The organism is Amycolatopsis ultiminotia (assembly GCF_039536925.1).
In the GTDB taxonomy this organism is placed as follows: domain Bacteria; phylum Actinomycetota; class Actinomycetes; order Mycobacteriales; family Pseudonocardiaceae; genus Amycolatopsis; species Amycolatopsis ultiminotia.
On record NZ_BAAAZN010000001.1, the window covers coordinates 403,392 to 429,380 of the forward strand.

General features: G+C 71.5%; 22 protein-coding genes and 1 pseudogene. 11 read left to right on the forward strand and 12 right to left on the reverse strand.

Annotated features, from left to right (window positions below; translation table 11 throughout):
• Positions 1–121 precede the first annotated feature (121 nt).
• The gene (locus ABD793_RS01905) at positions 122–1,249 is read left to right on the forward strand and encodes a S1 family peptidase (protein ID WP_344854551.1); all 1,128 of its coding nucleotides are present in this window, start codon (positions 122–124) and stop codon (positions 1,247–1,249) included.
• A 144-nt stretch (positions 1,250–1,393) separates the two neighbouring features.
• Here the strand turns inward: ABD793_RS01905 and ABD793_RS01910 are convergent, their stop codons facing one another.
• Both ABD793_RS01910 and ABD793_RS01915 read right to left on the reverse strand, forming a co-directional pair.
• Entirely contained in the window at positions 1,394–2,836 is a 1,443-nt protein-coding gene (locus ABD793_RS01910) for an MDR family MFS transporter (RefSeq protein ID WP_344854553.1), read from the reverse strand.
• Positions 2,837–2,962: 126 nt separating this feature from the next.
• A complete protein-coding gene (locus ABD793_RS01915) occupies positions 2,963–4,057 on the reverse strand; it encodes a calcium:cation antiporter (RefSeq protein ID WP_344854555.1) in 1,095 nt (364 codons plus the stop codon).
• Positions 4,058–4,196: 139 nt separating this feature from the next.
• On the opposite strand from ABD793_RS01915, the gene ABD793_RS01920 reads away from it, so the two are divergent.
• The 3 genes from ABD793_RS01920 to ABD793_RS01930 all read left to right on the forward strand — a co-directional run bounded on the left by ABD793_RS01920 (position 4,197) and on the right by ABD793_RS01930 (position 7,002).
• Positions 4,197–4,811 (forward strand): DUF47 domain-containing protein, encoded by a 615-nt coding sequence (locus tag ABD793_RS01920; protein WP_344854557.1) that lies wholly within the window; start codon positions 4,197–4,199, stop codon positions 4,809–4,811.
• On the forward strand, positions 4,811–5,806 hold the full coding sequence (locus ABD793_RS01925; RefSeq protein WP_344854559.1) for an inorganic phosphate transporter: 996 nt from the start codon (positions 4,811–4,813) through the stop codon (positions 5,804–5,806). The genes ABD793_RS01920 and ABD793_RS01925 overlap by 1 nt, the downstream gene beginning before the upstream one ends.
• 83 nt (positions 5,807–5,889) lie before the next feature.
• Positions 5,890–7,002 carry a pyridoxal phosphate-dependent aminotransferase gene (locus ABD793_RS01930; protein WP_344854561.1) on the forward strand — a complete coding sequence of 371 codons (1,113 nt, stop codon included), beginning with the start codon at positions 5,890–5,892 and terminating at the stop codon, positions 7,000–7,002.
• 416 nt (positions 7,003–7,418) lie between these two features.
• On the opposite strand, the gene ABD793_RS01935 is transcribed toward ABD793_RS01930, so the two are convergent.
• The gene (locus ABD793_RS01935; protein ID WP_344854563.1) at positions 7,419–8,162 is read right to left on the reverse strand and encodes a GntR family transcriptional regulator; all 744 of its coding nucleotides are present in this window, start codon (positions 8,160–8,162) and stop codon (positions 7,419–7,421) included.
• A 136-nt stretch (positions 8,163–8,298) separates the two neighbouring features.
• Here ABD793_RS01935 and ABD793_RS01940 point away from each other — a divergent pair, with 136 nt between their 5' ends.
• From ABD793_RS01940 to ABD793_RS01950, 3 genes are read left to right on the forward strand one after another with little or no spacing between them, the layout of a single operon-like run.
• A complete protein-coding gene (locus ABD793_RS01940; RefSeq protein WP_344854565.1) occupies positions 8,299–10,398 on the forward strand; it encodes a hydantoinase/oxoprolinase family protein in 2,100 nt (699 codons plus the stop codon).
• A complete protein-coding gene (locus ABD793_RS01945) occupies positions 10,395–12,110 on the forward strand; it encodes a hydantoinase B/oxoprolinase family protein (protein ID WP_344854567.1) in 1,716 nt (571 codons plus the stop codon). The genes ABD793_RS01940 and ABD793_RS01945 overlap by 4 nt, the downstream gene beginning before the upstream one ends.
• A gap of 34 nt (positions 12,111–12,144) precedes the next feature.
• A complete protein-coding gene (locus ABD793_RS01950) occupies positions 12,145–13,509 on the forward strand; it encodes an MFS transporter (protein ID WP_344854569.1) in 1,365 nt (454 codons plus the stop codon).
• On the opposite strand, the gene ABD793_RS01955 is transcribed toward ABD793_RS01950, so the two are convergent.
• Complete coding sequence (locus ABD793_RS01955; RefSeq protein WP_344854571.1) at positions 13,481–14,119, reverse strand: phosphoribosyltransferase; 639 nt, start codon at positions 14,117–14,119, stop codon at positions 13,481–13,483. The two genes, ABD793_RS01950 and ABD793_RS01955, sit on opposite strands and share 29 nt — an antisense overlap.
• A 258-nt stretch (positions 14,120–14,377) precedes the next feature.
• Between ABD793_RS01955 and ABD793_RS01960 the strand changes: the two genes are divergently transcribed.
• Both ABD793_RS01960 and ABD793_RS01965 read left to right on the forward strand, forming a co-directional pair.
• The gene (locus ABD793_RS01960) at positions 14,378–14,644 is read left to right on the forward strand and encodes a hypothetical protein (protein WP_344854573.1); all 267 of its coding nucleotides are present in this window, start codon (positions 14,378–14,380) and stop codon (positions 14,642–14,644) included.
• Between the two features lie 27 nt (positions 14,645–14,671).
• Positions 14,672–14,902, forward strand: a complete 231-nt coding sequence (locus ABD793_RS01965) for a DUF2188 domain-containing protein (protein ID WP_344854575.1) — start codon at positions 14,672–14,674, stop codon at positions 14,900–14,902.
• A gap of 122 nt (positions 14,903–15,024) precedes the next feature.
• On the opposite strand, the gene ABD793_RS01970 is transcribed toward ABD793_RS01965, so the two are convergent.
• From ABD793_RS01970 to ABD793_RS01990, 5 genes and pseudogenes are all read right to left on the reverse strand, one after another.
• Positions 15,025–16,284 carry a cation:proton antiporter domain-containing protein gene (locus tag ABD793_RS01970; RefSeq protein WP_344854577.1) on the reverse strand — a complete coding sequence of 420 codons (1,260 nt, stop codon included), beginning with the start codon at positions 16,282–16,284 and terminating at the stop codon, positions 15,025–15,027.
• Between the two features lie 9 nt (positions 16,285–16,293).
• Positions 16,294–18,783: an ATP-dependent Clp protease ATP-binding subunit gene (locus tag ABD793_RS01975; protein WP_344854579.1), complete on the reverse strand. Its 2,490-nt coding sequence runs from the start codon at positions 18,781–18,783 to the stop codon at positions 16,294–16,296.
• 377 nt (positions 18,784–19,160) lie between these two features.
• Positions 19,161–20,255 carry an FUSC family protein gene (locus tag ABD793_RS01980; RefSeq protein WP_344854581.1) on the reverse strand — a complete coding sequence of 365 codons (1,095 nt, stop codon included), beginning with the start codon at positions 20,253–20,255 and terminating at the stop codon, positions 19,161–19,163.
• Positions 20,252–20,377, reverse strand: coding sequence for a hypothetical protein (locus ABD793_RS01985; protein ID WP_344854583.1), 126 nt, complete (start codon positions 20,375–20,377; stop codon positions 20,252–20,254). Before ABD793_RS01985 ends, ABD793_RS01980 begins: the two co-directional genes overlap by 4 nt.
• A gap of 113 nt (positions 20,378–20,490) precedes the next feature.
• Positions 20,491–20,892 (reverse strand): annotated as a pseudogene (locus ABD793_RS01990) (SDR family NAD(P)-dependent oxidoreductase); the annotation flags it as partial.
• Positions 20,893–21,193: 301 nt separating this feature from the next.
• On the opposite strand from ABD793_RS01990, the gene ctaD reads away from it, so the two are divergent.
• Entirely contained in the window at positions 21,194–22,903 is a 1,710-nt protein-coding gene (ctaD, locus tag ABD793_RS01995) for an aa3-type cytochrome oxidase subunit I (RefSeq protein ID WP_344854585.1), read from the forward strand.
• Positions 22,904–22,951: 48 nt separating this feature from the next.
• On the opposite strand, the gene ABD793_RS02000 is transcribed toward ctaD, so the two are convergent.
• Together ABD793_RS02000 and ABD793_RS02005 are read right to left on the reverse strand one after the other, a co-directional pair.
• Entirely contained in the window at positions 22,952–23,317 is a 366-nt protein-coding gene (locus ABD793_RS02000) for an RNA-binding S4 domain-containing protein (RefSeq protein ID WP_344854587.1), read from the reverse strand.
• A 52-nt stretch (positions 23,318–23,369) separates the two neighbouring features.
• Positions 23,370–24,311, reverse strand: coding sequence for a hypothetical protein (locus ABD793_RS02005; RefSeq protein ID WP_344854589.1), 942 nt, complete (start codon positions 24,309–24,311; stop codon positions 23,370–23,372).
• A gap of 206 nt (positions 24,312–24,517) precedes the next feature.
• Between ABD793_RS02005 and ABD793_RS02010 the strand changes: the two genes are divergently transcribed.
• Entirely contained in the window at positions 24,518–25,249 is a 732-nt protein-coding gene (locus ABD793_RS02010; protein ID WP_344854591.1) for a S1 family peptidase, read from the forward strand.
• Here ABD793_RS02010 and ABD793_RS02015 read toward each other — a convergent pair.
• On the reverse strand, positions 25,231–25,944 hold the full coding sequence (locus tag ABD793_RS02015) for a TetR/AcrR family transcriptional regulator (RefSeq protein WP_344854593.1): 714 nt from the start codon (positions 25,942–25,944) through the stop codon (positions 25,231–25,233). The genes ABD793_RS02010 and ABD793_RS02015 overlap by 19 nt on opposite strands.
• Positions 25,945–25,989: the final 45 nt, after the last annotated feature.

Consider the following 25,989-nt stretch of genomic DNA (forward strand, 5'->3'; position numbering starts at 1 on the left):
TGGGTGCAGGCGACAGAAAACGGACAAAAAACCGTTTCAGGTCTGGACCACTCCCGGCCGGGGACGCACACTTCTGCGGGCAGTGTGTGTTTCTTTCTTCCCGGTCCCCGGAGGAATTGCCATGCGTCGAAGAATCGTCCTGTCCCTCGGCGGTACCGCGTTGCTCGCGGCCGGTTTCGCCACTGTTGTGCTCACCCCGGCGGCCGCGCAGGCCTCGCCCGGACTGCTCGCGGCCATGCACCGCGATCTCGGCCTGACCGACGGTCAGGTGCAGACCCGGCTCGCGCAGGAGCAGATCGCGGCGAAGGTGCTGCCGGTCGCCGAACGCGCGGCAGGGGCCGCCTACGGAGGTGCCTGGTTCGACCCGGAGCTGGGCAAACTCGTGGTCGGCGTGACCGATCCCGCGGTCGGTGGCGCGGTGCGCGCGACCGGTGCGCAGACGGTTCCGGTGCGCGCCACCGCGGCCGCGCTCGACGCGGCCAAGCAGAAGCTCGACGCCTCTGTCGAGACGGATCCCGCTCCCGCGTCCGTCAGCGGTTGGCACACCGACCCGCGCACCGGCAGCGTCGTGGTTTCGCTCGTGCCCGGAGCACACGGCGCGGACGTCGATGCCTTCCTGGCACGGGCGCGCGCGGCCGGGCCGGTGACGGTCGCGACCGCACCCAGGCCACAGACGTTCTCCGCGGGCACCGTCGGCGGGGATCCGTACTACATCAACGGGAACGTGCGCTGCTCGATCGGATTCTCCGTGCAGGGCGGCTTCGTGAGCGCCGGGCACTGCGGTGGCACCGGCAGCACGGTGACCGGATGGGACGGCTCCGCGATGGGCTCGTTCGCCGGTTCTTCCTTCCCCGGCAACGACTATTCGTTCATCCGGATCGGCAACGGCTGGTGGACCACCCCGGTCGTGCTCGGCTGGGGCACGGTCAGCGACGCGCTGGTGCACGGTTCGGCGGTGGCCCCGGTGGGGTCGTCGGTCTGCCGTTCCGGCTCGACCTCGCACTGGCACTGCGGCACCGTCGTCGGCCAGAACGAGACGATCAACTACGAACAGGGTGCGGTCAGCGGGATGACGCACACCGACGCCTGCGCAGAACCGGGCGATTCCGGTGGCTCGTTCATCACCGGTGACCAGGCACAGGGCGTCACCTCCGGCGGCTGGGGCGACTGCAGCTCCGGTGGCGAAACGTGGTTCCAGCCGGTGAACGAGATCCTGCAGACCTACGGAGTCGGCCTGGTCACCGCCTGACCGCACCCGGGCAGGGTGCTGCGCGCAACCCCGCCCGCGGCATTGCGGCCCCCGCCGAGGTGCCTTCGCGATGCCGCGGCGCGGGTTCCGGTGCTGCGGTGTCAGTTCCGGGCAGGGCCTCCGGAGCAGGCCGGTGACGTCGGGTCAGGCCTTCTGTTCGCTCGCCGTCGGCCGGCTGGAGCGGACGAACCATGCGCCGACCAGTGCGGCCACGCCGATGCAGCCGGCGACGACGAACGACAGCTGCAGGCCGCCGGAGTCCGGGCTGCCTGCCGCGTTGTTCGCGCTGCCCACGGTGGCGACCGTGACGAACACCGCGGTGCCCAGTGCCCCGGCGACCTGCTGGAGCGTGGACAGGATCGCGCTGCCGTGCGAGTACAGGTGGTCGGGCAGCACGCCGAGGGATTCCGTCATCAGCGGTGTCATCATCAGCCCCAGCCCGGCCATCAGCAGCACGTGGATGCCGATCACCGCGATCAGCGGCGACCCCTCGCCGAGCATGGTGAACAGCCACAGCGCCACGGTCATCGCGAGCGCGCCGGGCAGCACCAGCGGACGCGCGCCGACCCGGTCGAACAGCGCGCCGACCGGACGGCCGAGCAGCCCCAGCACGAGACCGCCGGGCAGCACCACCAGGCCGCTGACGAACGTCGACGTGTGCAGCACGGTCTGCAGGTACAGCGGCAGCAGGATGGCGCCCGCGCCGATCAGGCACATGAACAGCAGCGCGGTGAGCACCAGCGCGACCACGAAGCTGCGGTAGGTGAACGGCCGCAGGTCCAGCAGCGCGCGGTCCCGGTGTTGCAGCCGGAGCTGCCGCCAGCCGAACACCACCAGCGACACCACCCCGACGACCACCGGCAGCCACGGCGGCACCGGGCTGCCCCCTGCCGATTCGCCCGCGGCGGACAGCCCGTACAGCACGCCGCCGAACCCGATCGCGGACAGCACGACGGACAGCACGTCGAGGGGCACCTTGCGGGTTTCACTGTCGACCCGCAGCTGCAGCAGCCCGGTGAGCAACGCGGCCACCGACAACGGCAGCACGATGAAGAACATCCACCGCCAGCCGAGCGACGAAAGCACCGCGCCGCCGATCGTGGGCCCGATGGCGGGCGCGACCGCGATCACGATGCTGATCGTGCCCATCGTGGCGCCGCGCCGTTGCGGCGGGACCAGCCGCATCACGGTGGTCATCAGCAGCGGCAGCATCACCGCGGTGCCACAGGCCTGCACGACCCGCCCGGCCATCAGCAGCCCGAAGCCCGGCGCGATCGCGCACAGCAGGGTGCCCACGCTGAACGCGGTGAGCGAAACCACGAACACCTGCCGCGGCGTGAACCGTTCGAGCAGGAATCCGGTGATCGGGATGACGACCGCCATGGTCAGCAGGAAACCACTGGTCAGCCATTGGATCGTGGTGGTGGGCACGCCGAGGTCGACGGTGAGGTCGCGCAAGGCGACGCTCAGGATCGTCTCGTTGAGGATCATCACGAACGCGGACAGCACGAGGACGCCGATCAGCAGCCCCGGCCGGGCAGCCGCCCGCTGCGGGCGCACCGGGGTCTCGGCGGCGAAGCCGGTCATCCGCGGCACTCCGGAAGGCCGGCGGGGGCGGTCGGTGCGACCGCGGAGCGGTGGAAAAAAGACGGCAGGAATCTCACCCGGCCAGGATACGGAAACCCGCCGACAAAAACCGCGATCCGGGATTGGTCAAGGATTCATCGCGAGTACCAGGAAGCCGGCCAGCAGGACCAGGTGCACCCCGCCCTGCAGGCGGGTCGCGCGTCCGGGCACCACGGTCAGCACGCTCACCACCACGGTCAGCGCCAGCAGCACGATGTGCGTCGGGCCGAGGCCGAGCTGCAGCGGGCCGGACAGCCACACCGAGGCGAGCGCGATCACCGGGATGGTCAGCCCGATGCTCGCGATGGCGGAGCCGTAGGCGAGGTTCAGGCTGATCTGCATCCGGTCGCGCCGGGCTGCGCGCACCGCGGCCAGCGTCTCCGGCGCCAGGATCAACAGGGCGATCACCACGCCGACGAACGACTGCGGCAGCCCGGCCGCGCGGACCCCCGCCTCGATCGCAGGCGATTCCACCTTCGCCAGCCCGACCACCGCGACCAGTGCGACCAGCAGCAGTGCCAGGCTCACCAGGGTGGCCCGGGTGCTCGGTGGCTCCGCGTGCTCCTCTTCGCGCGCCTGCCCGTCCGTGCCGACCGGGAGGAAGAAGTCGCGGTGCCGCACCGTCTGGGTCAGCACGAACGTCGCGTACAGCACCAGTGACGCGATCGCGGCGAAGGTCAGCTGCGGCCCGGAGAAGACCGGGCCGGGGCGGCTCGTGGTGAACGTCGGCAGTACCAGGCTCAGCGTGGCGAGCGTCGCGACGGTCGCCAGCGCCGCCCCGCTGCCTTCCGGGTGGAACCGGGTTTCGCCGTAACGGCGGGCGCCGACGAGCAGTGCGATGCCGACGATGCCGTTGGTGGTGATCATGACTGCCGCGAAGACCGTGTCACGGGCGAGCGTGGCCGCGTTGTCCCCGCCGGAGGCCATCATCGTGACGATCAGCGCGACTTCGATGACGGTGACCGCGACCGCGAGCACCAGCGACCCGAACGGTTCCCCGACCCGGTGCGCGACCACTTCCGCGTGGTGCACCGCGGCCAGCACGGTGCCGGCCAGCCCGAGCGCCACGATTGCGACCGGCACCGGTCCGAGGTCCCGTCCCCAGGTGATCACCAGCAGCACCACGGCGATCAGCGGAAGCAACGTGGTCCACGACGTCAGGGCGGAGCGCACGGCGGCCATGGCCACACCCTGGCACAGCCGGGTCCGCACCGCCCGGCATCCGGACCCGGCAAGCCGTCCCCGCGTGTTGCGGGCCCGCGGGAACCTGGCAGAGTCTCGCGGGCCAACCGTCCCGACGGACAGGAGAGGACGCCGGCGGATGCGGATCACGCCACGGGGGAGCCAGTTCTTCCGGCTGCTCACCGATGCCGCTGCGAACCTGGTGACGGCCACCGGGCTGCTGCGCGAGCTGACCGAGGCCGCACCGCAGGAGCGGGAGGCGATCGCGGGCAGGCTGCACGAGGTCGAACATGCCGGCGACGACCTCACCCACACCATCATGGTCGAGCTGAACAGCTCCTTCGTCACACCGTTCGACCGCGAGGACATCCAGACCCTCGCGGCGCGGGTCGACGACGTCCTCGACTACCTCGACACCGCGGCCGACCTCGCGGTGCTCTACCGGCTCGACACCTTCCCCCCTGGCACCGAGCTGCTGCTGCGGGTGCTGTGCCGGGCCGCGGAGATCACCGCGGAATCGATGCCGGGGCTGGCGAAGGTCGGTGAGCTCGCGCCGTACTGGATCGAGGTCAACGAGCTGGAGAACGAGGCGGACCGGGTCTACCGCCGGGTGCTGGCGCATCTGTTCCAGCCCGGCGCGGACGCGCTGGAGGTGCTCAAGACCAAGGAGGTCATGGAGCAGTTCGAACTGGCCGCGGACGCCTTCGAGCACGTCGCGGACGTGGTGCAGACGATCGCGGTCAAGGAGTCCTAGTGACCGGTACCGCGGCCCTGGTCGCCGTCGTGGTGCTCACCGTCGTCTTCGACTACACCAACGGGTTCCACGACGCGGCGAACGCGATCGCCAGCGCGGTGTCCACGCGCGCGCTCACCCTGCGCACCGCACTGGTGCTCGCGGCCGTGATGAACCTCGCGGGGGCACTGCTGTCCACCGGGATCGCGGCGACCGTGGCCAAGGGCATCATCGACGTGCCGGACGGGCCGAACGCGCTCACCGTGGTGTTCGCGGCGCTCTTCGGCGCCATCGTGTGGAACCTCGTGACCTGGTACTTCGGGTTGCCGTCCTCGTCGTCGCATTCACTGATCGGCGGCATGGTCGGTGCCGCGCTCACCGCGGCGAGCACGGTGCACTGGACGGGCATCGTGGAGAAGGTGCTGATCCCGATGGTCGCCTCGCCGCTGCTCGGGCTCGGTCTCGGCTACCTGGCGATGGTGGGCGCGTTGTGGTTGCTGCGACGGCGGAACCCGCACCGCAGCGGCCGGGTGTTCCGGCGGTTCCAGGTGCTCTCCGCGTCCGCGCTCGCGCTCGGGCACGGGTTGCAGGACGCCCAGAAGGGCATGGGCGTGATCGTGCTGGCGCTGGTCGCGGCGGGCCAGCAGCACACGTTCGCGGTGCCGCTGTGGGTCACGCTCGTGTGCGCGGCCGCGTTGTCGCTGGGCACCTACTCCGGCGGGCTGCGCATCATGCGGACCCTCGGGCGGCGGGTGTTCCCGCTCGATCCGCCGCACGGCTTCGTCGCCGAATCGGTCGCGTCCACGGTGCTGTACGTGACGGCGTTCGCGGTGAAGGCGCCGATCTCGACCACGCACGTGATCACCGCGGCGATCATGGGGGTCGGCGCGACCCGGCGGCTTTCCGCCGTGCGATGGGGGATCGCCAGGGACATCGTGCTCGGCTGGGTGCTCACGTTCCCGGCCGCCGCCGCGGTCTCGGCGGTCGTCTACGCGGTGACGTCCGCACTCACCTGAACCGGCTGACCGTCGCGTTCCGGATGTCGGCTGCGGTAGCCTGAGATCTCAACGTATTAATGTTGAGATCTTGAGGAGGCTCGATGGAGCGGCTGATGGCTCTGGAACTCGCCGAACGAGCGCGGCAGCAGGGTGTGCTGCCGATGCCGGGGGTGCCGTCGCTGCCGATGGCCGAGCACGTGGTGGAGGCCGTCCGGCGGGCGGCGGGACAGGTACTGCCCCGGCAGACCCGGGGACGGCCCGAACTGCGCGGCGTGCTGGCGGACCACTTGCGCGAAGCTTTCGGCCTGGCCGTCGATCCGGAACGCGAGCTGCTGGTGACCCATGGCGCGCAGCACGGGATGAGCGTCGCGCTGCGGGCACTGGTTTCACCGGGCGACGAGATTCTCGTCCCCGCTCCGACGTACTTCTTCGACGGAATGGTGCGGATGGCCGGTGCACGTCCGGTGTACCTGCCGTCCCGTGCGGCGGATGGCTGGGCGACCGACCTGGACGCGCTGCGGGCCGCGGTGACCCCCGAGACGCGCGCGATCCTGCTGTGCAACCCCGCCAACCCGACCGGGTACACCCCGGCGGCCGGCGAGCTGGCGGCCATCCTGTCACTGGCCGCCGAACACGGCCTGCTGGTGCTGTCGGACGAGTCCTACGCCCGTTACGTGCACAGCGGAGCGGGATACACCCCGCTGCAGACGTTGCGGGAGCACTGGCCGGAGCTGGTGACCGTGACGAGCCTGAGCAAGAACTACGCGTTCACCCCGTGGCGGGTGGGGTACGTGCACGCGCCGGCGCCCTTGCTCGAACGGGTGCACCGGGCGTTCGAATGGGACGCGATCACCGTCGGCGACGTACCGCAGGCAGCCGCGTGTGCGGTGGTTTCCGGGCCGCAGGAATGGCTCGACGAGGTGTACGCGACCTTCCCGCGCCGACGTGACCTGCTGTGCTCCGCACTCGAGACGGCCGGACTGCCCGTCGTCCGCCCGGCCGCGGGGATCTTCGCGTTCCCGGACTTCTCGCGGCTCGGCGTGCGCGGACGGGAACTCGAGGACCTCCTGCTGCAGTACGGAATCCCGGGCATCGCGGGCGACGCGTTCCACGGCGAGGGCACCCACGCCCGGCTGCTCTACGGCGGCACCGAACCCGACCTGGCCGAGGCAGGCCGCCGCCTGGTCACGCTGGTGCACGAGCGAGGGCAGTGAAACACGGCCCGGCAGGGCCGCGAGGGGAAGGCCGCGGGGGTTGGGCGATGCGGCCTTGGAGTGTGGCCGATCGGGTGGGCTCGGGGTGCGGCCGTGGGGTGGCCACTCGGACGCGGGTGGGCGTTGTGGTCTTGGAGTGTGGCCGCGCGGGTGGATCTGGGTCGCGGTCTTGAGGCAGGCCATCCGCACGCGGTCGGCCTGCGAGATGGACGGGTGTTCGTCCTGGCGGGTTGGGCGGTGCGGCCTGGGTGTGTGTTCGTCCTGGTGGGTTGGTTTGGGGCTGGGTGTGTGGCCGTCCTGGTGGGGTGGCCTGCGAGCTGGGTGTGTGACCGGCTGGGTGGGTTGGGCCGCGATAGGGGTGCGTGCTCGAGCCGGGTGTCCGGGGAGTCGGGCTGCTGGTCGTCGAGACGAGGGGGTCAGGGCACCGCGATCTCGGCGTGGGTGACCGAGCGGCTCGCGGCCAGTGCGCCGATGATTTCCCTGCGGGCGCTTGCCGTCCGGCGTTGCATGGCCTCGCGGGCCGCGGCGGGGTTGCGTTCGGCGATTGCCTCCACGATCGCCTGGCGTTCGCGGATCCGCTCGGCCGGCATCGACGGGTCGAGCAGGATGCTCAGCCGGGCGATCCGCTCGAGTTCGTCGAACACGCCGATCGACGCGGCGGCCAGCCTGCGGTTGCCGCTGCCGTTCGCGATGATCGACTCGAACTCGTAGTTGGCCCGGAACCGGTCCTCGAAACCGGGGCCGCCCAGCTGGTCCTCCTCGGTGTCGACGCCCAGCTCGGCCAGCCGTCGTCCGTCCGGTTCGGACAGTCCCCGCTCCGCGCACAACGCGGCCGCCTGCGACTGCAGCAGCGAACGCAGGTCCGACAGATCGGTCGCGTCCCCGAGAGTGACCGTGGAAACCACGTATCCGGCCCTGGCCAGCGGGCGCACCAGTCCGTCGCGGTGCAGCCGGGCGAGCGCCTCGCGGACCGGGGTCTTGCTCAGCCCGAAGACCTTCGCGACCTCCTGCTCGCTGAAGCTCGTGCCCGGTGCGCGGACCAGTTCGATGATCTCCCGCTTGAGCCGCCGATAGGTGTTCTCCATCAGGCTGCCGGCAGGCGGATGCGCGCGGATCAGGTCGGGCTCGTAGCGCAACGGTGCTCCCTCGGGCCGGTTCATCGCTGCCACGGTACACCCGCCGCCGACGTCTGAGCGTACCGGAAGCCATCAAAAAAGATCTCAACTTAGTATTGCTAATATCTCAACAGGTTCTTACTGTGCTTCCCAGCTGCTGAACACGGCGTAGGAGGTTGCAGTGCACCCCAGTCCGCTCCCCGGTTCCGAGCCCGGTGCCGAGTCCCGCCCCGGCTGGCGCGTCGGTGCCGACATCGGGGGCACGTTCACCGACGTGATCGCGCTCGGCCCGGACGGCGAGGTCGTGCCCGCGAAGGTGCTTTCGACTCCGCCGGATTACGGCACCGGTGTCGTCACGGCCACCACCGGCGTGCTCGAAGCCGCCGGTGCCGAGCCGTCCGGGGTGGCCGCGATGCTCCACGGCACCACGGTCGCGACCAACGCGATCCTCGAGATGAACGGTGCCCGCACCGCGGTCGTCACCACCCGCGGCTTCCGCGACGTGCTGGAGCTGGGCCGGTTGCGCCGTCCGGTGCTCTACGACCTGTCCTGGGTGAAGCCGGTTCCGCTGGCCCGGCGCAGGCACCGCTACGAGCTGGCCCAGCGCATCACCTCCCAGGGGCACCTGGACCCGGCCGTCGACGAGGACGAGGTGCGCGCGCTCGCCGAGCGGCTGGCCGGCGAGGGGATCGAAGCCGTCGCGGTGTGCCTGCTCAACTCCCACCTCCGCCCGGACGAGGAACGCCGCGTGGCCGAGGTGCTGCGAACGCGGCTGCCGGCGGTCTACGTCACGGCGTCGGTGGACATTTCCCCGCAGCCGCAAGAGTTCGAGCGCACCAGTACCGCGACGGTCAACGCCTACGTCGGCCCGGCCGTGCACGGTTACCTCACCCGGCTGGAATCCGGGCTGCGCACGGAAGGGATCGACGCGCCGCTGCTGGTGATGCAGTCCAGCGGAGGTCTGCTGGACGCGGGTTCGGTGACGCGGCGGCCGGTGCAGATCATCGAGTCCGGGCCTGCCGCAGGCGTCACCGCGGTGCAGAAACTCGCCGGCCTGCTGGAGCTGCCCGCGGTCGTCGCCTTCGACATGGGCGGTACCACCGCCAAGGCGTCGCTGATCGAACACGGTGAGCCGTTCGTGTCGGCCGACTACGAGGTCGGCGGCGGGATGAACGTCGCGCGCGGGCTGGGCTCCGGTGCCGGGTACCCGGTGCGCACGCCGTCGATCGACATCGCCGAGGTCGGATCAGGGGGCGGCAGCGTCATCTCGGTCGACGCGGCCGGCGCGCTGCACGTCGGGCCGGACAGCGCCGGATCGCGTCCCGGCCCGGCGTGCTACGGCGGTGGCGGCGAGCTGCCGACCCTGACCGACGCGAACGTGACACTCGGCTACCTCAGTCCGGAAACCCTGGCCGGCGGGCACGTCGCGATCCATCCCGAGCTCGCGGCCAAGGCCCTCGCGCCGGTCGCCGAACGCCTCGGCCGCGACGTGCCCGACACCGCCCGTGGCGCCTACGAAGTCGCGGTGTCGAGCATGACGACCGCGGTCAAGGCCGTCACCAGCGAGCGGGGCAGGGATCCGCGGGAGGCCACGATGGTCGCGTTCGGCGGAGCCGGTCCGCTCTACGCCGCCGCGCTGGCACGGGAACTGGGCATCTCGACCGTCGTGGTGCCCGTCCACCCGGGACTGTTCAGCAGCCTCGGCCTGCTCGTCGCGGACACCGAACGCAACGAGGTGGCCCCGTACCGCACGGAACTCGCCGGAATTCCCGCACTGGCCGAGGAGTTCGCCACGCTCACCGCCAGGGTCACCGCGGAACTCGGTCCGGCCGCGCTCGTCGAGCGGATGCTGGACCTGCGCTACCGCGGCCAGCGGTTCGAGCTGCGCGTCCGGCTGGACGACGGCGAGCTGACCGAACAGCTGCTCGCGGCGGCCCGTGCCCGGTTCCACGCCGAGCACGAGCGCACCTACGGTCGTGCCGGCGGCGACGATCTCGTCGAGCTGGTCAACCTCCGCGTCCGCGGCGTGCTGCCCGGCGGGGTGTCCCTCCAGGACGTCCTGCGGCTGCCCGGCGATCCGGCCGGTGCGCCCGGCTCCCGGGTGTGCCGGTTCGCCGCGACCGTGTCCACGCCGGTGCTCCGGCGGGCCGACCTCGGCGCCGAACCCGTTGCCGGACCGCTGATCGTGGAGGACATGGACGCGACCACGCTCGTCCCGCCCGGCGCCAGTGCCCGTCGCGACCGGTTCCACAACATCGTCATCCACTGGAGTGCCGCATGATCCGCGACGCCGTGACCTTCGAGGTCTTCCGCAACGCCATCACCGGGGTCGCCGACGAGATGGCGATCACCATCATGCGCACCGCGCATTCCCAGATCGTGGCGTCCAGTATGGACTTCTCGGCCGCGCTGTGCGATGCGCACGGCCGGGTGCTCGCCCAGGCCAACACCTGCCCGGTGCATCTCGGGTCCGTTCCGGACGCGATGGCCGCGATCCTCGCCGGGTTCGGCGAGGACGTCCGGCCCGGCGACGTCTACCTGCTCAACGACCCGTCGCTCGGCGGTATGCACCTGCCCGATCTGTTCGTCCTCGCCCCGGTGTTCGCCGAGGCGGAGCTGCTGGGTTTCGCGGTGACCGTGGTGAACCACGCGGACGTCGGCGGCTGGGTCGCCGGCTCGATGGCCGTGCAGTCCACGAGCATCTTCGCCGAGGGCGTGCAGATCCCGCCGTCACGGCTGGTCGACGCCGGGACTCTCAACGAGACGTTCCTGCGGCTGATCCTGCGCAACGTCCGCGAGCCGGAGCTGGTGCGCGGGGATCTCGACGCCCAGCTCGCGGCTTGTCACGCAGGCGCGGCGGGACTGCTCGCACTCGCCGCGCGGCACGGCGTCGACGGGCTGCACGCGCTGTCCGAGGAACTGCTGGACTATTCCGAGACACTCCTGCGGGCCGCGCTCGCCGAGGCGGTCCCCGGCAGCTACGAGTGCACCGACCACATCGACGACGACGGCCTCGGTTCGGGCCCGATCCCGTTCCACGTCAAGGTCACGCTGTCCGGCACCGGGATCGAACTCGACTTCACCGGATCCTCGCCGCAGGTCGCCTCCGCGCTGAACGCGACGGCGTCGTTCACCCGGTCCGCCTCCTACGCCGCGGTGCAGGGTGCGCTCGCCGGGGACATCCCGGCCAACAGCGGCTTCTACCGGCCGTTCACCTTCGTCATCCCGGAAGGGTCCATTCTGGACGGACGGCGGCCGTCCGCCCGTGGCGCGCGCGGCCTGGTCGCCTACCGGATCATCGACACCGTGCTGGGTGCGCTCGCCCCGGTGTTCCCGGAGCGCGTGCCCGCGGCAGGCGACGGCGGTCCGGACTCCGTCGCGATCGGGGTCACCGGCGAGGACGGCGGTTCGGCGGTGCTGTGGGACGTGCTGTGCGGTGCCTGGGGCGCCCGGCCCGACCGCGACGGGGTGGACGGGATCAGCCCGCTCGGCGCCAACCTCGCGAACACCCCGGTCGAGGAGCTGGAACGCACCGGGCACGTCCGCGTGGACGGTTACGGGTACCTGCCGGACACCGGTGGCGCCGGACGGTTCCGCGGCGGGCTGGGCACGTTCCGGGACATGACGATCCTCGCCGGCGAGGCGAGCGTGCAGATCCGGTCCGACCGGCGCCGGTTCCTGCCCTACGGGCTCGCCGGGGGAGCAGCAGGCACGCCGTCGCAGAACGTGCTCGATCCCGGTGGTCCCGGCGAACGGCTGCTCGAATCCAAGCCCCATCTCGTACTCCCCGCAGGCAGCAGGCACCGGCACGTGACCGCAGGCGGCGGCGGCCACGGCGATCCCTTCACCCGCGACCCCGAGCGGGTCCGCGCGGACGTGCTCGACGGCAAAGTGACCGCCGAGGGGGCGGCCGGGGACTACGGCGTCGTGCTCACCGGCGACGGCGCGATCGACCACGACGCCACCGCCGCGCTGCGCGGGCACGCCCGCTGACCACTACCGTCGGTGTCCAGAAAGGACAACACCCATGAGCCTGCCCGCGAGCGCCGCCCCCGAGGACGTGTCCGGGCGCACCTGGCGCAAGGTCGGCATCCGGATCATCCCGTTGATCGGCGTCGCCTACGTGATGAGCTACGTCGACCGGGCCAACCTCGGTTACCTCGCCGCGCCGATGTCGCGCGATCTGCACCTCGACAGCGGGCAGGTGGGACTGGCCGCCGGACTGTTCTTCCTCGGCTACATCGTGGTCGAGGTGCCGAGCAACCTCGCGCTGCGGCGGTTCGGCGCACGCAAGTGGATCACCCGGATCATGCTCAGCTGGGGCCTGGTCACCGGTGCGACGGCCGCGGTGAACTCGGCGGCCACGCTGTACCTCGCCCGGCTGCTGCTCGGGTTCGCCGAGGCCGGGCTGGCCGCGGGGATCCTGCTCTACCTGACCTACTGGTTCCCGCGCCGCCAGCGGTCCTGGGCGCTCACCGGTTTCTTCCTGATGATCCCGGTGTCGTCGATCTTCGGCTCGCCGCTGGCGGCCGCGCTGCTCACCTGGGGCCGGAACCTGTTCGGCATCGCGGGCTGGCGTTCGCTGTTCCTGGTCGAGGGCGTGCTGACGGTCGTGATCGGGATCCTGATCTTCGTCTTCCTGCCCGACCGGCCCTCCGAAGCGCGCTGGCTCGGCGACGCCGAAAAGGCCGCGCTGGAAACGACTTTGGCCGCCGAAACCGAGGAGCAGCGGGGCAGCGGCGCGCTCACCGGGCTGCGCCAGACACTGACCAGCGGCCGGGTGTGGGCGCTCGCGGTGGCGTTCTTCGGGATCGTGTTCGGCCTGTACCCGCTGGCGTTCTTCCTGCCCACCATGATCACCACGATCACGCACCGCGCCGGCGGCACGGCGGAGGTGGGCAGCGTGCTGCTGTCCGCGATCCCGTACCTGGCGGCGGCGCTGGTGATGCTCGCCTGGGTGCGGTTCGCCGGCCGCCGGACCGCGGTGACCGCCACCGCGGTGCCGATGGCGTTCGGTGCGGCGGGATTGCTGCTGGCCACCTTCGCCGGCAGCGGGCCGGTGTTCCTGGTGGCGGTCTGCCTGAGCGTGGCCGGGATCTACACGGCGATGCCGCAGTTCTGGCGCATCCCGGCGATCGGGCTGACCGGGACCGCCGCCGCGTCCGGGATCGCGCTGATCAACTCGGTGAGCAATCTCAGCGGGTTCGTCGGCCCCTACTTCACCGGCGCGATCAAGACCGCGACCGGCAGCTTCACCTACGCACTGCTGGCGATCGCGGTGATCATGGTCGCCGGGCTGGTGGTACTGCTCACCGTGGGCCGCCGGATGGAGCAGCTCGACGGTGCCCTGCCGCCGCGTGCGGTCACCGCCGGGCGCCGAGCAGCGAGCTGACCTCGGCGTCGGTCGTCTGCTCGAAATCGGCATACCATTCGCCGACCGCGCGGAACCGGGACGGGCGCAGGAGGCAGACGACCTCGTCGGCTTCGCCGGCCAGTTTCTCCAGTGCCTCCGGCGCGCCGACCGGGGCCGCGAACACGATCCGGTCCGGCTCTTGTTCGCGCAGCGCCCGCAACGCGGCGATCGCGGTGCTCCCGGTGGCCACTCCGTCGTCGATCAGCAGCACATCCCGGCCGGTCACCTCCGCGGCCGGCCGGTCGCCGAGGTACCGGTGCACCCGGTCCCTGGCTTCCGCGCGAGCTCTGCCGAGCGCGGCCACCAGCTCGTCCTCGGTGATCCCGACTGCGGCGAGCCCGGCGCGGTCGAGGTAGGGCGGCCCGTCCGGGGCCACCGCGCCGACGCCGAGCTCCGGCCGCCCCGGAGCCTCGACCTTGCGTGCCACCGCCGGCTCCAGCGGTGCCCGCAGCCGCAGGGCCACCGGGGCCGCGACCGGCAGACCGCCGCGGGCCAGCCCGAATACGACCGGATCGTGCCACTGCGCCGGGACGAGCGCGGCCGCCAGCCGGGCGCCCGCGTCGGCCCGCCCTCGGAAGCGGTTCGTCATCAGCGCCTCCTTTCGCCTGCAATCCGGGTACCCGTTCCGGCGCCCGACGCATCGGGAGGGCTCAGCGGGTGATCGCAGCCGGACGGGATCGGTGTGCAGGACGAGGAACAGCTCGAGAAGAAGCACCGGTACTGCGCAGACCGGCGCGGGTGCTCGCCGGCCGGGATGCGCCGGGTGTCGGTTTTCCGCCGCTCGTGGTGGGGTAACCGGGACTGATGACCGAATGCGGTCCCGCGTCCGACTCACCGGGAGGAAACCGTGTACTGGCCGGTGCTGGCTGTTCTCGCGGCCGGGGTGCTCGCCCTCGGCGTCGCGGGGGTGCGCGCGCTTCGGGCGGCGTCGCCGATTCGGCGGGAGATCATGGGCGGTGCCTGGCTGGTCGCCGCGGCGGGCGTGGTGTGGTGGGCCTCGTCGCCGTCGGCGGGATCGGTGCTGCTGGTGATCGCGGCGGCGGTGGTGTTCGGTGCCGCGCTCACCGACCGCGGCGCGGACGGGCGTCGCACGCCGTACCAGCCGCCCCGCTGACGTACCGACCGACGGAGGAGGACCCCCATGGACGGCGACGTCGAGACGCGGTACGAGAACGGACTGTGGAAGAACCGGGTGCACGGCCACGTCCGGGCTTCGAACACCGCCAAGAGACGTGACGACGCGGTGAAGACCGGACGGCACATGGCACAGGCACGTCGCGTCGTGCATGTGGTGCGCGACGAGGACGGCACGGTCGTCCACCGGCACGATTACCACGAGAGCCGCCGCGGGGTGTCCCTCCCGCCGGCCTGACCGCCGGGATCCCTTGCCTGACCCAGTTGTGGGACGTGCCGGGGTACTCGCAGCAGTCCACGGCGATCCCGGCGGCGAACCGGCGGGCGCCGGCGCCAGCGGGCCCGGACCGCACCGGACGGTCAGCCACGCGGCACGTGCGCGCCGCGTTCCTCGATGCGGCGCATCACCGGTTCGGCGAGGATTCCGTGCACCAGCACGGAAAGCGCGACCGCCAGCGCGCCGATCCGCCACAGCGGGGCCTCGTCACCAGGTGGATGCGTGTGCAGGGCGTAGGCGAGGTAGTAGATCGTGCCGATGCCGCGGACGCCGAAGAACGAGATGGCCACCGCCGCGCGTTTGCCCGCGGTGGACCGGATCAGCGAAAGCAGGCCCACCACCGGACGCACCACGAAGACCGCGACGAGCGCGAGCAGCACTTCGGTGAAGGTGAGCCCGTGCAGCAGGCCGTCGCCGATCGCCAGCCCGAGACCGAGCAGCGCGACCGCGACGAAGAGCCGCTCCAGCTGGCGGCCGAAGGCGTGCAGCACCTCGTGGTAGTCGTGCGAACGCTCCTGCGTGCGCACCGAAACGGCGGCGACGAACACGGCGAGGAAACCGGTGCCGTGCACCAGTTCCGCGAGCGCGTAGGGCAGGAACGCCAGTGCCAGCAGCATGAGTCCGTCGGAGTACTCGGCGAGCCGGAAGCGGGACGAGGGCATCCGGAACATCGCCCAGCCCAGCGCCCTGCCGACGAGCAGTCCGACGGCCACCCCGATCAGCAGCGGCAGCACCAGCCCGGTCGCCACCCAGCCCGCGTCGATCTGCGCCCGTGCGCCGGCGAGTGCGAGGGCGAGCAGCACGAACGGCATCGCGAGGCCGTCGTTCAGGCCGGCCTCGGTCGTCAGCGTGAACCGGATCTCGTTGTCCCGCGCCAGGTCCGGCTCGACGTCCGGGGACGGCACCCCGACGTCCCCGGCCAGCACCGGGTCGGTGGGGGCCAGCGCCGCACCCAGCAGCAGTGCCGCGGCCGCCCCCAGGCCGAGCCACCACCAGCCGAGCAGGGCCACCGCGACGATCGACACCGGCATCGCCAGCCCCAGCAACCGCCAGGTGGAGCTCCAGGTGCGGAGCCCGAACGGCCGGTCCACGGACAGTCCCGCACCGGCCAGCGCGACCAGGATGCCCAGCTGGGCGAACGATTCCACGGCACCGAGGTGCCCGGTCGGATCACCCCAGTCACCGCCGTAGGGCTCGGGCAGCGGCAGCAGTCCGAGCCCGGTCCCGGCGACGAGCATCACCAGCGGGGTCGAAAACGGCCGGTCCGCGACCAGCTTCGGCAGCACCGCCGCGGCGAGCGAGAGCAGCCCGCCGATGCCGAGCAGGACCGGTAACGTCTCCACGCGGGCGGCTCAGGCCGGGACCACGGGATCGAAGCGGAGCGTGTCCTGCCCGACGTCGACGCGGACGGTGCGCCCGGACGCCAGTTCACCGGAGAGCACCATCTCCGACAGCGGGTTGTCCACGTACCGCTGGATCGCCCTGCGCAGTGGCCGGGCGCCGAACTCCGGTTCGTAGCCGAGTTCGCCCAGCCGCCGGACTGCCCCCGGCGTGAATTCGACGCTGAGGCCCTGTGCGTGCGCCCGGCGCCGCGTCCGGTCGAGCAGCAGTTCGGTGATGCGGTCCAGCTGATCGCTTTCCAGCCTGCGGAAGACGATGATCTCGTCGATCCGGTTGAGGAATTCCGGCCGGAACGATTCACGCAGCCTGCGCAGCAGCCGGTCGCGCAGCCGGTCACCGGAGTCCTCCTCGGCCGGATGCACGAAACCCAGCGCGCCCTGGGTGCTGCTGCCGACCAGATCGGAACCGAGGTTGCTGGTCATGATGAGCACCGTGTCGGCGAAGCGCACGGTGCGTCCGCGGCCGTCGGTGAGCCGGCCGTCGTCGAGCACCTGGAGCAGGATGTTGAACACGTCCGGATGGGCTTTCTCGATCTCGTCGAGCAGCACCACCGAGTACGGCCGTCGCCGCACTGCCTCGGTCAGCTGGCCGGCGTCGTCGTAGCCGACGTAACCGGGCGGCGCGCCGATCAGCCTGCTCACGGTGTGCTTCTCGGCGTATTCACTCATGTCCAGGCGCACCATGGCGTCCTGGTCGTCGAACAGCGCTTCGGCCAGTGCCCTGGCCAGTTCCGTCTTGCCGACGCCGGTCGGGCCGAGGAACAGGAAACTGCCGAACGGCCGCCCCGGCTCGGCCAGTCCCGCCCGCGAGCGCCGGACCGCCTCGGAGACCACGCGCACCGCGTCGTCCTGGCCCACCACCCGCTCGTGCAGCTGGGTTTCCAGTTTCATCAGCCGGTCGCGTTCGCTTTCGGTCAGGCGGGCCGCGGGCACGCCGGTGAGCCGCGAGACGACCTCGGCGATATCGGCTTCGGTGACCTCGGCGACCGCGGGGCGCCCGGACCCGGGCCGCAGCGCCGCCTCGACCTCGGCGATCTCGTCACGCAGCGCGGACGCGCGTTCGAAGTCCTCCTCGCCGACGGCCTGGTCCTTGTCCCGCCGCAGCTGCTCCAGCTGCGCCCGGCTTTCGCGCACGCTGTCCGGACGGGTGCGCGAGCGCAGCCGGACCCGGGCGCCCGCCTGGTCCACCAGGTCGATCGCCTTGTCCGGCAGGTATCGCTCGGTGAGGTAGCGGTCGGACAGCTCCACCGCGGCCTGCAGTGCCTCGTCGGTGTAGCGGAGCTGGTGGTGCGCCTCGTACCGGTCGCGCAGGCCGCACAGGATCGCCAGTGCGTCGGCCGCGGCGGGTTCGGCCACCAGGATCGGCTGGAACCGCCGTTCCAGTGCGGGATCGCGTTCGATCCCGGTGCGGTACTCCGCCGACGTGGTCGCGCCGACGATGTGCAGCTCACCGCGGGCCAGCGCGGGTTTCAGCATGGATCCCGCGCCCTGGCTGCCGCTGCTCTCGCTCGCTCCGGCGCCGACGATCGTGTGCACCTCGTCGATGAAGACGATCAGCCGGTCCTGGTGCTCGCGGACCTCGTCGAGCAGCGCCGACATCCGCTCCTCGAAATCGCCGCGGTAGCGGGTGCCCGCCACCATCGCGGTGAGGTCGAGCTGGATCACGTGCCGTCCGCTGAGCACGTCCGGCACCTCGTCGTCGGCCAGCCGCTGCGCGAGGCCCTCGACGATCGCGGTCTTGCCGACCCCGGCCTCGCCGATCAGCACCGGGTTGTTCTTGCGCCGCCGCGCCAGTACCTCGACGGTCTGCTCGATTTCCGCGTCCCTGCCGATCACCGGGTCGAGGCCGCCGTCTCGGGCACGCTGGGTCAGGTCCTCGCCGTAGCTGTCCAACGTGGGCGTGCTGCGCGCGGGAGGTGCCTGCGGGCCGTTCGTGGTGTTCCGCAACCGTTCCGGGGTGCTGCCCTGTTCCCGCAGCAGCCTGCCTGCCTCGGACTCCTCGTTGGCGGCGAGCGCCAGCAACAGGTGTTCCGGCCCGATGTAGGACGAGCCGAGGCCGCGGGCGAGCTGATGGGCGTCGAGCAGCGCCCGTTTCGCGCCGGGGGCGAGCCCCACCGGCGTGGTGACGCCGTCGCGCACCGCGTGGTCGTGCTCGATGCGCTCGGCCAGCACCGTGGGATCGGTGCCGGCACGCTCCAGCGCCTGCGCGGTCCCGGGCAGGTGCGCGGCCGCCCACAGCAGGTGCTCGGTGTCGACGTGCGGACGGCCCCATTCGCCTGCCCGTCCGGCGGCCTCGGCCACCAGCGCACGGGCCTGGTCGCTGAGCAACCGCGTGACGTCGATCGAATAGGCCCGGCGTCCGGGTGCCGCCTGGCCGAGGAACTGCGCGAGGAACTGGTCGAACGGGCTGTCTCCCGATCCGTGCGGGAGGAAACCGGTCATGGTCGCAACACCGTCCTGAGCGGTCGAAGTCGGGGAACGGGGCCACGCGGGCCCTCTGCTGCGCTTACCCGCCACGGCAGGGAGTAAACCTTTCGCGGGCCGGGGACGCGGTCCGGGAAACCGCTCGACCGGAAGTCCCTCGCCGGGACCGGATCGGTGTGGGCACGGCCACCGGGAGGTCCTGATGCGGTTCTCGCGCTCGCGTGCACCCGGGAGCCTGCACCCGCGGGCTCCGGCAGCACAACGGGCACCGGAACGGCTCGCCGCCGAACTGTCCGAAACGGACAGTGCAGGCGCTCGGCGGTGTGCGGCGAGCTCTGCCTCGCCGCGGTGGCCGGGGAGCAGGACGGCGCAAGCCTTTCCGTCCGGCTCCCCGGCTACTTGCCGCCGCGCGGGTCGATTTCGTCCAGTTGCCGGAGGAACCGGCGGACCGGCAACGCCATCGCACCCAGTCCGAGGGTGGCGGTCACCCCGTCGTTGGAGGAGACCAGCCGGTCCTCCACCCGGGTGAGCAGTTCGCGGCAGCGGTCCAGATCCGGCTGCCGCTCCGGCACGACCGTGTCGCGCACCGCCGAGGCGAGTTCGAGCAGCAGATCGGCGACGGTGGCGCGGGCTTCCGGCCACGGGTAGACGAACGGCTCCCGCCCCTCCGAGGCGGTGCGCACCGAATCCACCAGCTGTTCGATCGGGTGCCACAGCGTCACGAGCGTCCGGAGTGGACGGTCGTGGCGCGTGCCGAGGTACCGGCTTCGCCGGCGCAGGTTGAGGAACCGGCCCTCCCTCGTCAGCACAGCGGTCTCCTCGGCGTCGCGAGCGAGGCTGCCCACGTCGCGGATCTGGCCGAGCCATTCTTCGATCTCCCCGGGGGGTTCGTCCGCGCGGACCACGTCGGCGGTGGTTTCCAGCAGTCCGGCCAGCGCGGCCGCCAGCCGGTCGGCGGCCGCTTCGAGTCGTTCGCCGTACAGGGGCGGGTACACGAACACGTTGATCAGCAGCCCGATCGCCGCGCCAAGGGCCGTCTCCAGCAACCGGTCGCCGAGCAGTTCCGGATCGCCCGCGGTGCCGTAGACGACCAGCAGCATGCCGGTCACGCCGACCCACACCCCGGAACCACCGAAACGCCACCACGAACCCAGCAGCAGCCCGGCGAACACCACCACGGCCAGCGCGGCGGTCGGTTCCGGCACGAGCCGCGTCGCGACCGCGGCGAGCAGCACCCCGGTCGCGACCGAGCCGACCTGCTGCACCCACCCGCGCAGGCTGCGGTACACCGTCGACTCCACCAGGAACACCGCGGCGTACGGCGCCAGGAACGGTTGCGGCAGCCCGAGTACGAGCGTGGCGAGCAGCCAGGCGCCCACCGCGGCGGCCGTCGCCTTCGCAGCCTGGAACAGCGTCCGCCGTTCGCTCCCGGGGATCCGGATCGCGCGGGCCACCCAGCCCACGGGCGTCCGGTCGAAAGTCAGGTTCATCGGCGGCCCGGTGAAACGAGGGGGCCCGCCGGGCTCATCGCGTCGAGCAGATTCGCGCCGTCATCACCGTCATAGCCGTGGTCGCCGTGGCCGGGCGGACGGCAGGCACTCGGCGTGATCATTGCACCTCCTCCGGCTTTGCCGCGCCGCGCTCAGCCCGGGATCGTTTCGCCGCCGAGGGCCGCGATGACTTCGTTGCTGCAATACGAGGAGAGCCGATTCGAGGCGAGGAACACTTGTTGCCCCGCAAGCCGTTCACCGAACCGGTGTTGATGATCGCCGCACTGTCGCCGAGGTGGGGGAGTGCGGTGGCGGTGACGCGGAAGCAGCTGTGCACGTTCACGTCGAACGTGTGCAGCCACTGCTCGTCGGTCAGCTCCTCCGGCTTGTCGACCGGCCACTGCGGGGCGGCGTCCTGGTGCTCGTCCAGGTAGGCGATCGCGAGGTCGGCACCTTCCTTGGCGAACGCGATCGCCACCGCGCGGCCGATCCCGGAATCGGCGCCGGTGATCAGCGCGCGGCGACCGTCCAGCAATCCTCGTCCCTCGTAGTCGTCCACGGTGTCGCGTGGCCGGGGGTCCATCGCCTTGGTGCCACCAGGCGGATCCTGCTGCTGGGGCGGTCGTGCCGGCGCCATGTGGTACCTCCTTCGCTTCGCCCGATGCGGTTACCCGTGCCCGGCGGCGGTTACCCGTGTCCCGCACCGGGTAACCGGGGTGTCCGGCGGCACCGAGGTCCTGGCTCCGTTCTTTCCTGCCCCGAGGGGACGCGAGCCCGCGCCGGGCCGGGTGACGGGCTGCCCCACGGCCCGCCGCCCGGTCCGGGAACCGGCCGGATTCTGCGCGCCCACCCGCGTTTGACGTCGCCGGTGGCCGGTTATCCCCGGCGCGAGCCTGCCGGGCAGCCGGCGGGTGCATTTCGCGCGCGGGAGGACGTCGATGACCGACCTGAAGGCCCGGCCGGTGGCGGTGGCTGCCGCTCCGCGGCGCGGGAAGAAGGGTGCGTTGCTGCTGCGGCTGGCCCGCACCACCGACCACAAGCAGATCGGACTGCTCTACCTCGGCACGTCGTTCGCGTTCTTCCTCGCCGGCGGCGCGATGGCGCTGCTGATGCGCACCGAACTGGCCCGGCCCGGTCTCCAGTTCCTGTCGTCCGAGCAGTACAACCAGCTGTTCACCATGCACGGCACGATCATGCTGCTGCTCTACGCGACACCGAACGTGTTCGGCTTCGCGAACTTCGTGCTGCCGCTGCAGATCGGCTCACCGGACGTGGCGTTCCCGCGGCTCAACGCGTTCTCCTACTGGCTGTACCTGTTCGGCGGGCTGATCGTGCTCTCGGCGTTCCTGACTCCCGGCGGCGCCCCGGACTTCGGCTGGACCGCCTACACGCCGTTGTCCGGCGCGATGCATTCCCCCGGCGTCGGCGGGGACCTGTGGATCATGGGGCTGATCGTGTCCGGGCTCGGCACGATCCTCGGCGCGGTCAACATGACCACCACCATCGTGTGCCTGCGTGCGCCGGGTATGACCATGTTCCGGATGCCGCTGTTCACCTGGAACATCCTGTTCACCGGGATACTGGTGCTGCTGGCGTTCCCGATCCTCACCGCGGCGCTGTTCGCGCTGGAGGCCGACCGGCGGCTCGGCGCGCACGTGTTCGACCCCGCCAACGGCGGCGCGATCCTGTGGCAGCACCTGTTCTGGTTCTTCGGCCATCCCGAGGTGTACATCGTCGCGCTGCCCTACTTCGGCATCGTCACCGAGATCATCCCGGTGTTCAGCCGCAAACCGCTCTACGGCTACCGGCTGATGATCTTCGCGACGATCGGCATCACCGGGCTTTCCGCGACCGTGTGGGCACACCACATGTTCGCCACCGGCGCGGTGCTGCTGCCGTTCTTCTCCTTCCTGACCTTCCTCATCGCGGTGCCCACCGGGATCAAGTTCTTCAACTGGATCGGCACCATGTGGAAGGGCCAGGTGTCGTTCGAATCGCCGATGCTGTGGTCGGTCGGCTTCCTGGTGACCTTCCTGCTCGGCGGGCTGACCGGGGTGATCCTGGCCGCACCCGCGCTGGACTTCCAGGTGCACGACACCTACTTCGTGGTGGCGCACTTCCACTACGTGCTGTTCGGCACGATCGTGTTCGCCACCTTCGCCGGGATCTACTTCTGGTTCCCCAAGATGACCGGCCGGATGCTCGACGAGGGCCTGGCGAAATGGCACTTCTGGACGACGTTCCTCGGGTTCCACGCCACGTTTCTGGTGCAGCACTGGCTCGGCGCCGAGGGGATGCCGCGCCGCTACGCGGACTATCTGTCCACCGACGGGTTCACCCTGCTCAACACCGTCTCCACGATCGGCTCGTTCCTGCTCGGCGCGTCCGTGCTGCCGTTCATCTGGAACGTGGTGAAGAGCTACCGCTACGGCGAACAGGTCGAGGTGGACGATCCCTGGGGCTACGGCAATTCGCTGGAGTGGGCCACCACGAGCCCGCCGCCGCGGCACAACTTCCTCGAACTGCCCCGCATCCGCTCCGAACGGCCGGCCTTCGAACTGCACTACCCGGGCGCGGTCCAGCGGATGCGCGAGGAACAGCACGTCCGTTCCCGGCGCCGTTCCCGGGGCGAGGTGCATTCCGGCTGACCTGCCGCGCCACGGTCCGCGACGCGAGGGGCGGGCCCACGCCTCCGCTCAGGTGCGGCGCTGCCGGAACTCGTCGAGGACCCGGCGTTCGCGCTTGGTCGGGCGGCCCGCGCCGCGTTCGCGGCGGGCCACCGGGATCGCCGCCTCCGGGGGCGGGGCGGGGGTGCGGTCGATCAGGCAGGTGGCCGCGATCGCGGCGCCGACCCGTTTCTGGATCACCTGCACGACCTCGACCACCCGCGTGCCCGAGCCGATCCGGGCACGGACCCGGTCTCCGGGCACGACCTGGGTGGCGGGTTTGGCAGGGCGGTCGTTGACCCGGACGTGCCCGCCGCGGCAGGCGGCCGCCGCGTCCGCGCGGGTCTTCGCCAGGCGGACCGCCCACAGCCAGCGGTCGACTCGGGTGGATTCCATACCCTCCATCATGGCCCGCCGAGGCGGCCCGGCGCTGCCCGGCCGGGCCCGCTCACTCCCAGCACCAGCGCAGCCCGACGATCCCGGGGGAGACCCCGGCCGACATCACGTGCACCGGCAGACCGGGTGTGCGCGCCACCTCGGTCACCTCGGTCTCCGGCCCGGCAGGCGATCCCCGCCGGTAGGCGTGGCAGGAGGCGGGTTCGGCGCCGGCAGCGAAGTGCAGTTCGAGCAGGTGCTCGTGCACGCCGGTACGGAACCGGCGGTCGTAGGAGGTGTCCGGCGCCCGGTCGGTGAAGGTGAACTCGTATTCCACGAGTGCGGTCTCGCCCCGGTCGAGACAGCGGTGCAGGATCAGCTCGTTGACGGTGAAACCCTGGTCCGGCAAGGTTTCCGAGTGCCCGGGGGTGCAGTATCGGGTGCCGGTCAGCCGGGGCGGGCAGCCGGGGCTGAACCCGCGCACGGTCACCATCCGCAGCTGCGTGCCGTCCTCGGTCGCCCGCACCACCTCGCGCGCCCGCAGCCGGTGCAGCAGCCGGTCCGCGCCGATGTGCACCTGTTCGTGCAAGCTGACCACGACCGGCGCGGGGCCGTACTCCGCCTCGAAGGACGTGAGCACCGGTAACACCCGGTTCCGCCTGCCCCACAGCCGTTCCCAGGCCACGATCGGGACCGGCGGCTCCGGAGCGCGCCCGGGATCCCGGTCCAGCAGGCCGGTCAGCGCACCCGCGGGCAGCTCGAGCACGTCCTCCAGGATCCGCACCGCCTCCCGTGACCGGGCCCGCGCGGGCACCGTCCGGCCGGTCCGCCAGTAGCTCAGCGTCGTGGTGCTGACCGCCGCGCCTGCCGCGGCGAGCCGGTCGCGCAGCCGGTCGAGGCCGAGTCCGCTGAGGTCGATCGCCAGCGACAGCGCATACCGGAACGGGCCTTCCGCGAGCGCGGCGGCCAGCTGGTCCCGGCGGTCCGGCGCCGGTGCCGGGGGTGTCGCGAACACCGTCGTCCCTCCTCGGGTCCGCCGGACGGGTCCGGATGGTCGGGATCCCACCCGTATCCAACCCACCCGTCCGCGGCCGCCGCATCCGCCGAACGTCGGGTGTTGTTCCGTTGATCGGCGCCGGACGTTCAGCGGGTGCCCGCACCGGCACCGGCTGCCTACCTTTTTGAACATCTCCCCGGTCCCCCTGGTGAAGGAGCGAAAAAATGCGTGTTCCCGTCCGTGCCCTCGGTATTCTCGCCGGTGCCGCCACCGCGCTCGGTGCCTGCACCGTCACCCCGGCGCTGGCCGCCCCCTCGTCCCCGGACATCATCGGCGGCAGCACCGCGCAGAACCCCGGCTACCTCACCCGCTTCAACGGCCATGCCAACGGTTACACGTTCTTCTGCACCAGCAGCCTGATCTCCGCGCGCTGGGTGCTGACCGCCAAGCACTGCATGTACGACAACAACGGTGCCCAGCTCACCGACATCGACCTCTACGTCGGCTCGAACCAGTCCAACGGCGGCGTGCACGCGAAGGCCGGCTCCACCTACCTCTACGACGACGGCGACCTCGCGCTGATCGAGCTGGACACCGACGGCGGCAGCACCTTCGCGAAGCTGGCGTCGAGCGGCTCCGACGCTGCCGAGGGCGATCACGCCACGGTGTACGGCTGGGGCGCAACGCAGTCCACCGACGAGGGCAACCACCAGTCGCCGGTGCTCAAGAAAGCCGAGGTGACCATCTCCGACACGAACGACACCGACAACGCAGGCGGACCCGCAATCACCGCCGGCACCCCGGACGGTGCCGTCGCCGGCGGCGATTCCGGCGGCCCGATGGTCGACGGCGACGTCCAGGTCGGTGTCTGCTCCACCAGCGACCGCTCCAGTGTCACCACCTACGGCAGTGTCGCCGCGGGCCGGGACTGGATCGGTCAGGTCGCCGGGGTCTGAGCCGTCCCGCGGACTTCCTCGCCGGTCCCGGCCCGGCCGGCGAGGAAGTCGTCGACCAGCCGGGCACAGAAGCTTGCGTCGTTGGTCCGCCCGGTGACCAGTGCGTTGAACAGCAGCGGCCCGGTCAGCTGGGCGGCGGCCAGCTCGACTTCCCCGCCGGTCGGCGCTTGTCCCGGCAGACAGGCGCCGAGGACCGTTTCGAACGGGGCGCGGTAGTGCTCGATCACGTGCTCGCGCAGTGCGGCGAGCCGGGTGCGTTCCTCGGCGTCGGGCGGGCTGTCGGAGGATTTGCCGATCGCAGTCATCCACACCACCGCGGCCAGTGCCGGCGCGTGCTCGAACTGATCGGCGTGCGATCGGACCAGATGCAGCAGCCGGTCCCGCGGCGAGCCGCCGTCGAGTGCCGGGCGCAGTGGCGGGAGCAGCTCGCGGAAGGCGGCGGCGAGCAGTTCGGTGCCGGTGGCGAAATGCCGGTAGAGCGTCGAACGGGCCACGCCGCTGCGCGCGGTCACCGCCTCGATGGTGACCGCGCGGACCCCGCCCTCGGACAACAGCGCGACCGCGGCGGTGAGGATCGCCGAGCGGGAACGGTCCAGGCGGGGGTCCCGCCGCTGCCGCGTGTGGTGGTCGGGCGTGCGGTGGTCGGACATGGTGCGGTCGGGCGTGTGGTGGTCGGGCGTGCGGTGGTCGGACATTGCCGGATTCTCCCCAGTTCGGGTCGGCCGGGTATTGACGCAGCG

Excerpts from the sequence above, each read along its gene's own strand:
- ABD793_RS01905 (WP_344854551.1), top strand. The coding sequence starts at position 122 with ATGCGTCGAAGAATCGTCCTGTCCCTCGGCGGTACCGCGTTGCTCGCG.
- ABD793_RS01910 (WP_344854553.1), bottom strand. The coding sequence starts at position 2,836 with ATGACCGGCTTCGCCGCCGAGACCCCGGTGCGCCCGCAGCGGGCGGCT.
- ABD793_RS01915 (WP_344854555.1), bottom strand. The coding sequence starts at position 4,057 with ATGGCCGCCGTGCGCTCCGCCCTGACGTCGTGGACCACGTTGCTTCCG.
- ABD793_RS01920 (WP_344854557.1), top strand. The coding sequence starts at position 4,197 with ATGCGGATCACGCCACGGGGGAGCCAGTTCTTCCGGCTGCTCACCGAT.
- ABD793_RS01930 (WP_344854561.1), top strand. The coding sequence starts at position 5,890 with ATGGAGCGGCTGATGGCTCTGGAACTCGCCGAACGAGCGCGGCAGCAG.
- ABD793_RS01935 (WP_344854563.1), bottom strand. The coding sequence starts at position 8,162 with ATGAACCGGCCCGAGGGAGCACCGTTGCGCTACGAGCCCGACCTGATC.
- ABD793_RS01945 (WP_344854567.1), top strand. The coding sequence starts at position 10,395 with ATGATCCGCGACGCCGTGACCTTCGAGGTCTTCCGCAACGCCATCACC.
- ABD793_RS01950 (WP_344854569.1), top strand. The coding sequence starts at position 12,145 with ATGAGCCTGCCCGCGAGCGCCGCCCCCGAGGACGTGTCCGGGCGCACC.
- ABD793_RS01955 (WP_344854571.1), bottom strand. The coding sequence starts at position 14,119 with ATGACGAACCGCTTCCGAGGGCGGGCCGACGCGGGCGCCCGGCTGGCG.
- ABD793_RS01965 (WP_344854575.1), top strand. The coding sequence starts at position 14,672 with ATGGACGGCGACGTCGAGACGCGGTACGAGAACGGACTGTGGAAGAAC.
- ABD793_RS01975 (WP_344854579.1), bottom strand. The coding sequence starts at position 18,783 with ATGACCGGTTTCCTCCCGCACGGATCGGGAGACAGCCCGTTCGACCAG.
- ABD793_RS01980 (WP_344854581.1), bottom strand. The coding sequence starts at position 20,255 with ATGAACCTGACTTTCGACCGGACGCCCGTGGGCTGGGTGGCCCGCGCG.
- ABD793_RS01985 (WP_344854583.1), bottom strand. The coding sequence starts at position 20,377 with ATGATCACGCCGAGTGCCTGCCGTCCGCCCGGCCACGGCGACCACGGC.
- ctaD (WP_344854585.1), top strand. The coding sequence starts at position 21,194 with ATGACCGACCTGAAGGCCCGGCCGGTGGCGGTGGCTGCCGCTCCGCGG.
- ABD793_RS02000 (WP_344854587.1), bottom strand. The coding sequence starts at position 23,317 with ATGGAATCCACCCGAGTCGACCGCTGGCTGTGGGCGGTCCGCCTGGCG.
- ABD793_RS02010 (WP_344854591.1), top strand. The coding sequence starts at position 24,518 with ATGCGTGTTCCCGTCCGTGCCCTCGGTATTCTCGCCGGTGCCGCCACC.
- ABD793_RS02015 (WP_344854593.1), bottom strand. The coding sequence starts at position 25,944 with ATGTCCGACCACCGCACGCCCGACCACCACACGCCCGACCGCACCATG.